Source organism: Mycobacterium sp. NGS62 (assembly GCF_059812285.1).
Map to the genome: position 1 here is coordinate 303697 of NZ_JCALCK010000002.1, position 12707 is coordinate 316403.

Sequence of the window (12707 nt, forward strand, 5' to 3'; positions counted from 1 at the left end):
TATTCGTCCATGCCGTTAAGCGGGGGGCAGGCGTTCGCCGGGTACAGGATCGTTCGGCTACTGGGATCGGGAGGCATGGGGGAGGTTTACCTCGCCCAGCATCCGCGTCTACCGCGACGCGACGCTCTGAAGCTCCTTCCACGCGATTGGGCAGCCAACGTCGAATATCGGGAGCGCTTCAGCCGGGAAGCCGATCTTGCATCAACACTCTGGCATCCACACATTGTCGGTGTTCACGACCGTGGCGAAGAAGACGGCCAATTATGGATCTCGATGGACTTCGTCGACGGGCTGGACGCGGCCCGGTTGCTGGCCGATCGATATCCCGACGGGATGCCGGTCGAGGACGTCGCTCGCATCATCGCAGCGGTCGCCAGCGCGCTCGATTACGCCCACAAACAAGGCCTGCTGCACCGCGATGTCAAACCCGCGAATGTCATGGTCACCCATCTCGACGACGAGGGTCAGCAACGAGTCCTGCTGGCCGACTTCGGGATAGCTCGCAACGTCGACGACATTAGCGGCATAACGAAGACGAACATGACGGTGGGCACGGTGGCTTATTGCGCACCCGAACAGTTGCTTGGCGAAGACATCGATGGCCGCGCCGATCAATATTCGTTGGCGGCCACTGCGTTTCACTTGCTGAGCGGTACTCAGTTGTTCCCGCACTCCAACCCGCTGGTCGTCAGCAACCGTCACCTCAATGTGCCACCACCGAAACTGGCGGACCGTCGCCCGGAACTCGCCAAACTTGATCCGATTCTCGCCACCGGCCTGGCTAAGCGGCCTGAAGACCGGTTCAAGCGTTGCTCTGATTTCGCACGCGCACTGGAGGAACAGATCAATCCATCCGGTGCACCGACACCCGCCTCCTCGATAGAGCCAACAACGATCGAGCGCGATGTTCCCGACGTGAAAAAATTGCCACCCCAGGCTCAACCTGCCAGGAAGAAACGGAACGCTTTGCGCCTATCCGCAGTCGCAGCGGCGGTCGCGGTTCTCATCGCTGGGCTGATAACCGTCTGGCGACCGTGGGAGCGACAGGCCACGAGCAGCGCACCAAAGTTTGTTGCCCCCTCAACCCTTCTGCATCCGAGTCCGCCAGCGGCAACCGCCATGCCCGCCGTTCCGCCCGCGCAGCCAACCAGTACGCCGAAGCCGACAAAGACCTGTGTAAAAGGTGAGGACTCAGCAGCGGTTCAATCGGTGGTCGCCCGCTTTCGCCCCGAGGATATATTCCCAGATGCCCCACCTGGTCTTCACGTGGTGACCGAGGGTGGAAATTTTGACTCCTGCGCAACGCTGTCGGCTGTCTTCATCAGCATCGCAGAAGGCACAGGCAGCACACCATCAGATGCGCTTCTGTTCCACGAAGGTAGTTATGTCGGCCCGGCGACACCTAAACCGCACTCATTCACAACATTAGACACAGGACTGACCACAGACGACACGGTGGTGCTGAAGTACGGCGTGCCAGGTACCTGCAATGCATGTCCCGACATGACATTCACCATCGTCCAGTTCCAATGGCAGGGTGACCATGTGCAAATGATCGGCACTCCTCCGACCCTGTGGGCTGGCCGGTAGGGCCACGGCATCAGCCTGCCGTCTCAATCGCCGCCATCGCAGTTCTTGCCCCTCTGCCTGAGATCCTCGGCAAGCTTCCTTATGAATCTGCAAGTCTCCAATAGCTTTTCGCGAGCGTCCGGTGGCCACTCCATTAGCGGCGGCAGGGTCAAGGCGGCATCCCACAGCAAGTCGCGCTTCTCGGGGTCGTGGGCGTTGTCGGCGGTGAGGGCCAATAGAGCTTGGACGGCAGCATCACCGGGGTCAACAATGTCGTCGGAGTCCATTACCGACACGGTAGAGGTGACCACCGACAGTATGGCTTTTGCCCGCTACGAGGCCTAGTGCCAGTGGCCCGGTGTGGATCGCCCAGGCGGGTTCGGTCGTCATGCTGGTTCCGGGAACCAGCCGAAGTTATCAACGGTCAAAGCAAGCCCTGGTGTCGGCGTGCCCCGTTATGGTTGAGGGGTGGGGAGGGAACATGGGATCGCGATCGCCGGGCGAATCCTGTCCATCAGCAAGTGCGTCGAGAAGCTCCGTGATTACCCGCAGCGAACCGTCGCTAACTACGACCTACCGGGTCCGGGGGCTCGCGCCAGTCTGTCGCGAGAAGAGGTAGTCCGAACCCGGGCTGTCTCATCACGGATCTCGGGCGTCGAGGTGGACTGGTTCTTGAAGCAGGCCAATGACGCGCCGTGGCCATCGCCGGCAGCCGATGATCTGCGGCAGGCTGACCCCTCTGTCGCGGGCGGGCCCTACAGCGAGCTGGTGAATCTCTACAACCATTTCCATTCTGGTGCGCCCCGTGGGATCGGGATGGCGAAGGTCAGCAAAGTGCTCTATGTAAAGCGGCCTGCTGCCTTTCCGATCCTCGACCAGCGGATCGCTTCGGTATATGACGATGCTGCTGCCGAGTCCGCTCGTCGATATCCGCACCTGGGACAAAGACGCGCCTACTGGGCGGCTATCCGTGACGACGTTATCGCCAATACGGAATCCGGTGCGCTAGAGGACCTTCGGGTTGCCATTGAGAACGAGTTGGCTGCCGAAAGAAAGCTCACGTCGGTAACAGATCTTCGGCTTATGGACATGCTCACTTGGCGTTGAGGGGTAGTACACCGGCCTAAGAGGGGCGAGGTATCTGGCGGCTTACGCCGGATGGCCCCAATAAAGACAGACGCCTACTGAAAGGGAGTCCCGGCACTTCGCTGGACCCTACTAATTCGTCCATGCCGTTAAGTGGGGGCAGGCGTTCGCCGGGTACAGGATCGTTTGGCTACTGGGAGCGGGAGGCATGGGGCAGGTTTACCTCGCCCAGCATCCGCGTCTACCGCGACGCGACGCTCTGAAGCTTCTCCCACGCGATTGGGCAGCCGACCCCGACTATCGCGCTCGCTTCGAACGGGCGGCTGATCTTGCAGAAGGACGGTACACCGAAGGGCCCCGACAGTCTGTCAGTGCTTGTTGGCGGAGGCCTTTCGAACTGGTGGTAATGACGGGGCCCGGCGCAAGTGCTTCAAGCTGCCGATGGGGTACCGCCATCGCGGATCCACTGCACCTCTCAGTGCCGGTTGCTCTTGCCCAAATTGCAGGCTGCGCACAATGTCTGGAGGTTGCTCATCTCAGTCTTCCCACCCATGCTCACGGGGACAATGTGATCGACATGAAGGGTGACACCGTGCGTCTGTGGCGTCGCTCCGCATCCCCTGCAGCGGAAGTTGTCGCTCTTGAGGACCCGGTATCGAAGGCTGTCGCTCATGCGGTTGCGTTCCTGCTGGCGCAAGAACGTCGCTGTCGACTGGGCCTCTCGGATCTGTTTCATCTCAGTAAGTCCGCTCCGCAGTCCATCGAAGTTCCACTCAAGTCCCCTGGAGTAGGAATTCTGTCCCTTCGGGCTGGTGTAGCGGACGAAGCAGCGCACTTGGGCAACGCAGACGGGCGTCCTCAGCATTTGCTTAGTGAAGAGCTTCTGCTCGATCCGCAGGAAGGCCGCACGGCCGATTTTTTTGTGCTTTGAGCACCCCAGCTTCGTCGAGCCAAGCTGCTCATAGGCGGCCCGGTATTCGGCAAACACGGAGACATCGTTCATCTGTACCGCGATTTGACTGAGTAACTGATCCTCTAGGACGGCGAGCGTTGCCATGAAGAACTTGTGCAGGTCGTAGCGATCGAACTTCGCCTTGGAGTTGACCCTGTCATCCCAGTTGTAGACGATCGGACCTGGGTACTTCAATCGCTGCCCATAGCCCTGGTTGAGTGTTTGGAGTGCCGCGAGCGCAGTACTGCTTTTGGTCACCATTCGGCGCCGCGTCGATATGACAAGAACTGCGACGATGGCAGTAGTTCCCAACAACGCTAGGACGATTACGGCTACGACCTGACCATTCACGCCGGGGAGATTAACAGCTTGGTCCGACCTCCAAGACGACAATTGGGGCCATGCCGCATCGACGTGCTATTGGTTGTCGTGCCCCAGATGTACAACCTGTGAGTCCGCCAAAAGCGCTGCACCATCCCGCGCTTCGCTCCTATCCTTCGGTACGCGACGCACGGCAGAGGGGGAGCGCAATGCTCGAACTAGTTTTGCAGTTAGAGCCTCATCCGAAGTACATGCCGGTCAGCACCGCCATGCTCGACACTCTCAGAGAGATCTTGGCGGACGGTGTCAAAGGCGGCTACGACAGCGACGCCGTTTTACTCGCCCTGGCTCTAGCTGTCTTCAAGCTGGAAGATTCGCTGATGGACCATACAGCCAAACTGCTCGACCTTGAAACCCGCATTTTGGAGGCTGGCCTCCGCCTGCCCGCGCCGGACTGAGCGGGCCAGTCCGCCAGGGGCGGCGCTGCGGTGTGCTCATGTCGTGCCGACAATATGACATGCGGCTTGTACCTAGGCTGGCATGATCGCCGATCATGTCTGATCACTACCCACATTGGGGACACCCACCGGAGTCGTCAAGTATCTCCACACCACTACCGCTTCGCTCGCCCAGGATCGTTACCGGGGGATCGGGCCAAAATTCATGAAGCGCTGCAGCAGGGTCCTCTACCCGTGGTCTGACGTTGAATGGTTAGACCGCAACACCTTTCAACGAACCGACGATCCGAGACGGCAGCGATGAGCGACGCCGCTGACAGGCTAGCCCAAGCGCTCCGCGACCTCATCAACGAAGCGGTCCAGGACGCCCTCGACCGGACACGCCCGACACCGCCGCCTGTACGAGTGGTTGAACGTCCCACGGTGCCAGAGGAAGATTTCGAAGCGTGCCCCTGGTGCCGAAAGAAACACAGGCGGCACCTCATGCCGGTCACCGAGGCCCGGCAGCAACTCGGCGGCATCAGCCCCAGCACGTTCTACGGCCTGGTCAAAGAAGGCGAACTGTCGCTTGTCAAGATCGGCAGCCGCTCATTCCTCCAGGCGGAAGACCTCGACGATTTCATCAGGAGAAAGCGATATGACCGCTCCCGTTGAACGGAAGCTGCCCGGCCAACCCGTCGCCCGTGAGGAGCTTATGCGCGCCTACGACGCCTGGAAGAGGGCGAACCTCTTTGACCGTCCAGCGCGGGCTGCAATTTTCGATCTGCTTGTTCCGAAGCCCGAGGAAACGTATCGGTGGCGCGTCGAACTGGACTGCGGCTGCATCCGCGATGCAGTAACGCATGGGGACGATGTGGCGGGCCTCCTGGCGAAATCGGATACCTACCACTTCAGCACGCAGAAACCATCGGCGCGGGAGATCGCTGAAGCGACCAAGCAGATGAACACGGAAATCAAAGAAGATCTCAAAGCGAAGCGGGACGGCGATAAGCCAGCCATCAAGCCGAAGCGGCCCAGCGTCCGGGGCGAGGAAAAGCTCCCGCCAGGGCAGTGGTTGTGCCAGTACAACCGCGACTGCCCCAGGTATCGCTCGCACGGGGGTCCGGTCCGGGACATCGTCGAGTGGGTCAGGCGTCGCGACGACCTCCACACCATGGAGCCGTTGGAGATCGATGGCAAGGTGATCCGACCCGCGAAGGAGTACGCGCTCTGGGACGTCGTGCTGGGTTGCGGCCATTTCCACCAGGAACGCACCGAGCCGGATTGGAAGCCCGAAGACGGTATCGGGCACAAGAAGCCGTCCAAGAAGTGGCGAGGCCTGGAGGAAATGCTTGAGATGGTCGCTTACGGCGACCGCGACGAGCAGGAGTACTGGCGGCGCGTCTACGTGGAGAACCACCCTGAGCCTGTGCCCTTCACGCGGTGCCACACCTGCGCATGTCTTCGTTCCGTTGTGGCATACCAGCGCGTCGGCTGGCTGGCGCCCAAGCCGAAGCCGATCAGGGCGGTCAAGCCCAATCCGCCACGCCGCGAGACCCTTCAGCGACGGTTACAAAAGCTCGAATCCGAAGCCGCGCAACTACGGGAACAGTTGGACAATCTCCCAACCGAGGACGAACCTCCGTTAGGTGACCGCTCTTGACGCCGTCAAGACCCGAGAACGAAACCGCAGGTAACGAGCGGGAGTGAATCGGAACGAGATGTAACGAACCGGCAGGTCATGCGTCAAAAAGCCCTGGTAGGGCATCGGTTTCGATTCCCGGCAGCTCCACTGAGAAGACATGCGGGTCGATCCCGCTGGACGCATTGTCATGTGACGATATCGCTCGCTGACTGAAAACGATTTGCGCCGCAGGTGCTTTCGGCAAAACGATCGCCGACAAGCACGGGTTGCTCTGAGCCGCACTCAATGCTGCGGTGCGCGCCGGCCACATTGCCTCCAACCCAGCCGCCGGCGCGCCGCTGCCGCGCACCGAGCGTCCCGAGATGCGCGCCGGCTAAAGGCGGGATTACCCGACTTCATGACGCACGAACTCGTCGAGCACCTGGCGCGACAGCTTGGACACGCTCATCTTGCGTTCGGCAGCGATCGCTTGAAGCTTGTCTCGCGTGGACTCCGAGACGCGAACCTGAACGACTGGCGAGTGCTTGGCTCCACCAGACAGCGACTTGCCTCCCGGGACCAGGCCGCGTTCTCGTGATGTGCGTTCGACTTCCTCGGCCATCTTGGCGGCGCGGGCTTCAGTGAGTCGTTCGCCGTTGACGTAGACCACTTCCTTGTCGAGATCGATGTCGGAAACGTCCACATCATCTCCGATTACGTAGTCCGCAGGGTTGCGCTTCTTGCTCATCGGTTCCGTTCCTTCGGTAGTGCGTGGAAAACGATCAGGTCACCGTTGCCGGCTTCGACAGCTCCACCTCAAGGAGGCGGCCGCTGGTGTCTCGGCCTTCGTAGATCAGCGACTCGTCGTCGCGGATCTCGGGAATGCCGCAGTGGCGCATAGCCGCGACGATGCGGTGCTTGCCGACACGGTGTTTGCGTCCGCTCTGGGTGATCCTGTTCCGCTGCACATAACCAGTATGTAATGCATACTCGTCATTCTCAACGAGTATGCATTACATGTTCGCGTCATTTTCTACTGAAAGGTGCTGCCATGAGCGTATCCACTGCCCTGGCCGCTATCCGGCGGTGTGGACGATCAAAATATCTACCTTGGTTCTGCGTGCAACAGTGGCGGGCACTGAGCCCAGAAGCCGCCCGGCGACCGTGTCCAGTCCCACGTCGCCGACCACGAGTAGGTCTGCCTTGACTTCCTCGACCAATTTCACCAGCGCGTCGACTGCCGCACCGACGATCGCCCGCTCTTCGATGTCCTTGGCGCCGGCGGCCTTCGCCCGCTCGCGGGCGTCCTGAAGGATCGCATATACCGGGGCACTGCCATGCATCTTGTATCCCGCGTCCCCAAGACTGTCGGAGGCGCGGGGGTCAGTCACACGATCGGGCGCAGGTGGTCGTGACCAGCCGCCCTTCTCCGCAGTCGAGAGATGCGCACTGGCGATAATCAGCCTTGCGTTATCTTGCGCCGCAACCATGCCTGCGCGGTCGACTGCACGGAACGACGACGTCGAGCCGTCCGTCCCGACAACAATTGTCCGATAGCTCATGTCGCCTCCCAGCAGTCGGTTAACGACGACAACAAAACATTAAACTGCCCGACTTCTTAAATGAAGCCATTGCGCTCATCTCGGGACATGGGTCCCAGAGAAACCGCATGGACGCCTGGCGACAAGGTGCTACGCCCTGGCGTTCATGACGCCGTCCCGCCTTGAGTTGGGTTTCCATATCCAGCCATGCGCAGCTGGTCAAAACCTTCCCATGGCGTGATGTGGCGGAGCAGAATCTGATGCGTAAGGCCGGTAAGGCCTGAACTCAGAGCCTTTACCCGGGTGGCTGCCTCGACAGGAGGGAGTCATGACGACTCGTCGTCGAGCTATCAGCAGGCCGTCAATAGCGTTGGGGGACAGCGCTCCCCGGCATATCCGCGCTCATGTCAAGCTAGTTCCTTGTGTCAGCGCCGACCCAGCGCGCCGACTCTCCGTACGACGTCGTCCGTAACTACGGCCAGTCCCATGACGCGTACGGGCAAACGACCTCGCCAGTGAGTACGGCGCCGGCGCAAGGCACTAGCTCACCACACGCCTCGCCGCCGACGACGCCATGTACCAAACCCACCAGGAAGGGAGCCTGTGATGAGTTATCGCTATCGAGCCATGAAGACCCTCATCGGTGCTGCTGCATTGGTGGCGGCAGCGGTCATTCCGGTCAGTTACCACAGCACGGTCTATGACATGGGCGGGTGCGAGATAGGGAACAGCTATAACCCCGGGCAGGACATCTGCCAGCCGTACTTGCCTGGTGGCCCGGGATCCAGGTATGGGGAGTTCTGCCCGGGTGGCTATTACGCCCCTCAGCGTGACGCCTGCGAAGTCGGCGAGCGCGCGCACCCGCCAAATTGAAGCTAGTCAGTGCCGGCGGCCGGTCACCGAAGTTGGAACCACTCAACACGCTAGGCGAGGACAAAATGGCTACCCGGAATCGGAAGAGCAAGCTCATTTGGGGGGCCGCAGTAGCTTCAGCAGTGTGCTTCATCATCTTCGTGGTGTGGGCAATGGCTACGCAAACCGATAGGGCTCAACACCCCTCAACGTCTCCGGATGCAGTGCTCCTGCAGAAGGACGACCGGTTTCTGGCCATCATGAGGGACGACGAGATCGCCGCTCGCGACGGCAATTCACAGGAACTCACCAATACGGCGTACAAGATCTGCAATGCCCTAGCCAACGACGAGGGACACATCCTGATCGAGCAAGACGTCCAGGAGAGTGCCCCATCGCTCAGCGAGGCTCAGGTGGACGTTCTCGTCGACACCGCGATCAACGTTTACTGCCCGGCGGAGGGCTGATGGTTCACGCGATCAGATGGTGCGCGCCGCTGGGCCAGCAACTTAATCTCTGCTTTCAGCATTCTGGATGCCCAGCCATGCGGCTATCTCCGCAGCACGCCTGGTACGCCGCTTGCGACAGTGGAGTGTTGTACTGCTGGCAGCCCGCGCCCGCGACGGGCCAATTCGGCGGCTTCGGCGCCCCAGCGGAGCAGTCGGCATAGGCGAACCGGTCTTGGACCGGTATGTAATTGCAGTAATCGGGCATGGCATTCGCCACACTTGAGCTGGCCACGGAGGTGGGCGCCAGCGCAATGCTCACTGCGGCAACGCCAATGAACAGTTTCTTCATTTCCTTACTCCCTTTCCAGGGGTTGCGCACGGCGATCGAGCAGTCCTCGTCGCCGGCATTCGGTGCCGGTCGTTGATTCTGTTCTGGTGCTGGCGGTGCCGCCGGTGACGATTTATCGGCGCAGCCAAAATTGCGGCACCGCGCAGACGCCGCCGGGGCTTGCTGTCCCGACTTATCTACTGCGGCTTCGCGCCGTAGTAGCCAGCATCGGGCATCAGATAGTCGTGTGGCACGAGTAATTGGCTACTCGTTTTTTTCCCGCGCGTCACTCATTTGCTAGAAGTCTGATTCGCCGCGATGAGGTCGAACGGGGTCTTAACCGGAGGCGCGCGGCGCCACGGCTGAGCTCGCGCAGCGGCGGCTAGCCGGGCGTGCGAACGCAGCGATCTAACCGTGGACTACGCGCTGAGAGAGGTGCTGCGATAACTCAGCAGCTTGAGGCAGTTAGCCTTTCCAGACGACCTTGTCGACGCCGGCGGCATCCCGGTAAACAACGCTGTCGGGCGCTGTGCCACCCCGAACGTCGAAGTAAAGTTTCCCGGTTGTTTGGCTGCCCGGCGCGATCGGTTGATTGGGCAGGCCGTCGACCTCGTTCCCCTTCATCACCGCATAGGTCGAGCTGTTAACGGCACGCGCGTTGAAGTCGGCGATGACCGGAGTCGGGGAGCCGCTAACACCTTTGGCCGTGACATCGGAGTACCAGACACCATCGTTGTGACCGCTGGGTTGCAAGTCGCCCACGGTGTAGTCGATGACTCCACCTGAGCTGGGAATTTCTGCCGATTGGCCAAACTGGACGACTTGTGGGTCGGCGAACGCGGGTGTCGCCGTCAGGATCCCTGCCGTCGCGATGCCGGCCGCGGCTGCCGTCGTCTTGATGGCGAGCTTGGAGAACATCACGCCAGACTCCTTCCGCTATGTTCCAGTGATCTCTAAAAGAGGTAGCTGGTGGCTATCCAAATTCGCAGATTTCAAACCTGCTCGGACGTTGTCATCGCGTTGACCGTTGGTGATGGACGCAGCCCAGCGAATTTAAATTGCAATGTCATGCCAGGCAATATCGACGTTCGCGGCAGAAACCCAACTGTGAGAAGGAAGAATTGAGCCAATCATGGCTGGGCGAGTGGATGGCAAGGTCGCGTTCATCACCGGTGCGGCGCGCGGTCAAGGTCGCGCGCATGCGGTGCGATTGGCAAAAGAGGGTGCGGACATCATTGCCATCGACATCTGCAAGCCGATCGAAGGGTTTCTGAATCCGCCGTCCACCCCGGAGGATCTGGCCAGAACCGCGGATCTGGTGCGGGGCCACAACCGTCGCATTGTCACCGCCGAAATCGACGTCCGTGATTACGAGGCCCTCAAAGCCGCAGTCGACGGCGCGGTGGAGCAGCTGGGCCGGCTGGACATCATTGTGGGCAACGCCGGCATCAGCAACGCCGGCAGCGACGACGGCGACACCCTCGACAAAGTCAGCGAAAGAGACTGGCAGGACATGATCGATGTGAACCTGTCAGGTGTATGGAAGACCGTGAAAGCTGGTGTGCCCCATATAATCGCGGGTCGCCGCGGTGGCTCAATTGTGCTGACGAGCTCGGTCAACGGGTTCAAGGCATATACCTTTCCGCGTCTCGGCCATTACGTGGCCGCCAAACACGGTGTGGTGGGTCTCATGCGGACGTTCGCCGTCGAATTGGGTCAGCACATGATCCGGGTCAACTCCGTACACCCCACGTTCGTGAACACCCCGATGGTGCTGAACGAGGGCCTCTACAAAATGGTCCGCCCCGACCTGGCCAACCCCGGGCCCGAGGATTTGGCCCCGTTTTGCCAGACGTTCCACACGCTGCCGATCCCCTGGGTGGAGGCCGAGGACATCAGCAACGCCGTGCTGTTCCTGGCGTCCGACGAATCTCGCTACATCACCGGTGTCACGTTGCCGATCGATGCTGGCAGCTGCCTGAAATGAACGGCGCTGCGAACAGCGCTGTACGGCGTCGGGGGATCTGAACGTGGTAAACACGGGACTATGTCCGTCGTGAGCCGTCAACTTCGTTAAGAGATTGAGCGTGCACGAGGATCGCCTGTTGATTCCCGGTCAGACATGCTGGGGCACCGCGCGGGCTGATCGGTTCGCCGGCATCATCGATGCGGCCGATTACTTCACGTATGTCAAGGCGGCGATGTTGCGCGCTCGGCATCGAATCATGGTGATCGCTTGGGATTTGGACGCCAGGATGACATTCGAACGAGGTGACAAGACCCTTCCCGGCCCTAACCAGCTGGGCGCCTTTCTCTATTGGATGCTGTGGAAACGGCCCTCTCTCGAGGTCTACCTCCTGAAATCCAATCTGCGCCTGCTGCCGGCGTTCGATGGCATCTGGTTCGGGCTCACCCCGGTGGCGGTGGTCAACCAGATCAGCAGCAAGCGAATCCGCTTCGCCATCGACGGCACCCGTCCAATCGGCTCTGTCCATCACCAAAAGATTGTGGTCATCGACGATGCCGTGGCGTTTTGTGGCGGCGTCGACCTCACGATCGACCGGTGGGACACCCCAGCTCATCCAGATGAGAGTCGCCGCCGCCGGACGCTGGGACGCAGCTATGGGCCGCGCCATGACGTCATGGCAGCAGTTGACGGCGCGGCCGCGCGCGCACTCGGTGAGCAAGCGCGGGCTCGGTGGCAGTCCGCGACCGACCAAACGTTGGCGCCGGTTGACGCTAAGCACAGTGCTTGGCCCACGAGACTGGAACCCACTTTGCGCGACGCCGACATCGGAATCGCGCGCACCCTGCCCGAACTGGAGGATCGCGGCGAGGTTCGGGAAGTAGAGGCACTCAACCTCGCCGCCATTGCGGCAGCCCGTCACACCATCTATCTCGAGAACCAATATCTGGCGGCCCGGCGCATCGTCGACGCGCTGGCCGCCCGACTCAGCGAAGAGGACGGTCCGGAGATCGTCATCGTTCTTCCGCGTAGCGGCAACAACCCCCTCGAGCGGGAAACGATGGACGGCGCACGCCAACGACTGCTTCACGTGCTGTGGGCTGCAGACGATCATCATCGATTGGGCGTGTACTTTCCGGTGACCGACCGCGGTGGCCCGATTTACGTCCACTCGAAGGTAATGGCGATCGACGATCGGCTGCTACGCATCGGGTCCTCGAACCTCAACAACCGGTCGATGGGATTCGACAGCGAGTGCGATATAGCCATCGAGGCGGACTCGAACAATTCTGAACACGATGACGTCCGGCGCCAAATCACTTCCGTGCGCGATCAATTGGTGGCCGAACACCTCGGCGCGGCGGCCGACGAGTTCGAAAGCGCGATGCGTGAGTCCCAGTCGTTCCTGGCCGCCATCGAAACCCTTCGGGGAGAGGGCAAGACCCTGCGGCCACTTACCGAACAGACCGTGGCCGATGAGGCGAGCCCGCTGGCCGAGACCGACTTGATGGATCCTGACCATGTCCCACGATCATTGGCACGAAGCGTGCAGCGGTTCATATCGGGCCTTCGGGGCTGACCG

16 protein-coding genes and 1 pseudogene are annotated in these 12707 nt (G+C 61.0%); 11 read left to right on the forward strand and 6 right to left on the reverse strand.

Annotation, left to right across the window (positions count from 1 at the left end; translation table 11 throughout):
• Nucleotides 1-9: 9 nt before the first annotated feature.
• Nucleotides 10-1590 carry a protein kinase domain-containing protein gene (locus tag AC5Y49_RS06285; RefSeq protein WP_499884958.1) on the forward strand — a complete coding sequence of 527 codons (1581 nt, stop codon included), beginning with the start codon at nucleotides 10-12 and terminating at the stop codon, nucleotides 1588-1590.
• Between the two features lie 23 nt (nucleotides 1591-1613).
• Here AC5Y49_RS06285 and AC5Y49_RS06290 read toward each other — a convergent pair whose 3' ends face one another.
• The gene (locus AC5Y49_RS06290; protein ID WP_499884962.1) at nucleotides 1614-1856 is read right to left on the reverse strand and encodes a hypothetical protein; all 243 of its coding nucleotides are present in this window, start codon (nucleotides 1854-1856) and stop codon (nucleotides 1614-1616) included.
• 373 nt (nucleotides 1857-2229) lie between these two features.
• On the opposite strand from AC5Y49_RS06290, the gene AC5Y49_RS06295 reads away from it, so the two are divergent.
• On the forward strand, nucleotides 2230-2676 hold the full coding sequence (locus AC5Y49_RS06295; protein ID WP_499884964.1) for a DUF6308 family protein: 447 nt from the start codon (nucleotides 2230-2232) through the stop codon (nucleotides 2674-2676).
• Nucleotides 2677-2836: 160 nt separating this feature from the next.
• Nucleotides 2837-2989, forward strand: a pseudogene (locus tag AC5Y49_RS06300) (serine/threonine protein kinase); the annotation flags it as partial.
• Nucleotides 2990-3130: 141 nt separating this feature from the next.
• On the opposite strand, the gene AC5Y49_RS06305 reads toward AC5Y49_RS06300, so the two are convergent.
• Nucleotides 3131-3958, reverse strand: a complete 828-nt coding sequence (locus AC5Y49_RS06305) for an HNH endonuclease (RefSeq protein WP_499884966.1) — start codon at nucleotides 3956-3958, stop codon at nucleotides 3131-3133.
• 179 nt (nucleotides 3959-4137) lie between these two features.
• Between AC5Y49_RS06305 and AC5Y49_RS06310 the strand changes: the two genes are divergently transcribed.
• The 3 genes from AC5Y49_RS06310 to AC5Y49_RS06320 all read left to right on the forward strand — a co-directional run bounded on the left by AC5Y49_RS06310 (nucleotide 4138) and on the right by AC5Y49_RS06320 (nucleotide 6028).
• The gene (locus tag AC5Y49_RS06310) at nucleotides 4138-4386 is read left to right on the forward strand and encodes a hypothetical protein (protein ID WP_499884969.1); all 249 of its coding nucleotides are present in this window, start codon (nucleotides 4138-4140) and stop codon (nucleotides 4384-4386) included.
• Between the two features lie 300 nt (nucleotides 4387-4686).
• Nucleotides 4687-5040: a helix-turn-helix domain-containing protein gene (locus tag AC5Y49_RS06315; RefSeq protein ID WP_499884971.1), complete on the forward strand. Its 354-nt coding sequence runs from the start codon at nucleotides 4687-4689 to the stop codon at nucleotides 5038-5040.
• Nucleotides 5024-6028: a hypothetical protein gene (locus tag AC5Y49_RS06320; protein WP_499884973.1), complete on the forward strand. Its 1005-nt coding sequence runs from the start codon at nucleotides 5024-5026 to the stop codon at nucleotides 6026-6028. The genes AC5Y49_RS06315 and AC5Y49_RS06320 overlap by 17 nt, the downstream gene beginning before the upstream one ends.
• A 367-nt stretch (nucleotides 6029-6395) precedes the next feature.
• Here the strand turns inward: AC5Y49_RS06320 and AC5Y49_RS06325 are convergent, their stop codons facing one another.
• From AC5Y49_RS06325 to AC5Y49_RS06335, 3 genes are all read right to left on the reverse strand, one after another.
• Entirely contained in the window at nucleotides 6396-6737 is a 342-nt protein-coding gene (locus AC5Y49_RS06325; RefSeq protein WP_499884974.1) for a DNA-binding protein, read from the reverse strand.
• 34 nt (nucleotides 6738-6771) lie between these two features.
• On the reverse strand, nucleotides 6772-6957 hold the full coding sequence (locus AC5Y49_RS06330; RefSeq protein WP_499884976.1) for a hypothetical protein: 186 nt from the start codon (nucleotides 6955-6957) through the stop codon (nucleotides 6772-6774).
• Nucleotides 6958-7065: 108 nt separating this feature from the next.
• A complete protein-coding gene (locus tag AC5Y49_RS06335) occupies nucleotides 7066-7551 on the reverse strand; it encodes a universal stress protein (RefSeq protein ID WP_499884979.1) in 486 nt (161 codons plus the stop codon).
• Between the two features lie 585 nt (nucleotides 7552-8136).
• Between AC5Y49_RS06335 and AC5Y49_RS06340 the strand changes: the two genes are divergently transcribed.
• The 3 genes from AC5Y49_RS06340 (at nucleotide 8137) to AC5Y49_RS06350 (ending at nucleotide 9256) form a co-directional block, all read left to right on the forward strand.
• Complete coding sequence (locus AC5Y49_RS06340) at nucleotides 8137-8403, forward strand: hypothetical protein (RefSeq protein ID WP_499884980.1); 267 nt, start codon at nucleotides 8137-8139, stop codon at nucleotides 8401-8403.
• Between the two features lie 152 nt (nucleotides 8404-8555).
• Nucleotides 8556-8849, forward strand: a complete 294-nt coding sequence (locus AC5Y49_RS06345) for a DUF732 domain-containing protein (protein ID WP_499884982.1) — start codon at nucleotides 8556-8558, stop codon at nucleotides 8847-8849.
• Between the two features lie 245 nt (nucleotides 8850-9094).
• A complete protein-coding gene (locus AC5Y49_RS06350) occupies nucleotides 9095-9256 on the forward strand; it encodes a hypothetical protein (RefSeq protein ID WP_499884985.1) in 162 nt (53 codons plus the stop codon).
• 368 nt (nucleotides 9257-9624) lie between these two features.
• Here the strand turns inward: AC5Y49_RS06350 and AC5Y49_RS06355 are convergent, their stop codons facing one another.
• Complete coding sequence (locus AC5Y49_RS06355) at nucleotides 9625-10077, reverse strand: DUF1942 domain-containing protein (protein WP_499886284.1); 453 nt, start codon at nucleotides 10075-10077, stop codon at nucleotides 9625-9627.
• A gap of 214 nt (nucleotides 10078-10291) precedes the next feature.
• On the opposite strand from AC5Y49_RS06355, the gene AC5Y49_RS06360 reads away from it, so the two are divergent.
• The gene (locus AC5Y49_RS06360; protein ID WP_499884986.1) at nucleotides 10292-11146 is read left to right on the forward strand and encodes a mycofactocin-coupled SDR family oxidoreductase; all 855 of its coding nucleotides are present in this window, start codon (nucleotides 10292-10294) and stop codon (nucleotides 11144-11146) included.
• A 100-nt stretch (nucleotides 11147-11246) separates the two neighbouring features.
• Nucleotides 11247-12704 carry a phospholipase D-like domain-containing protein gene (locus AC5Y49_RS06365; protein WP_499884988.1) on the forward strand — a complete coding sequence of 486 codons (1458 nt, stop codon included), beginning with the start codon at nucleotides 11247-11249 and terminating at the stop codon, nucleotides 12702-12704.
• Nucleotides 12705-12707 lie beyond the last annotated feature (3 nt).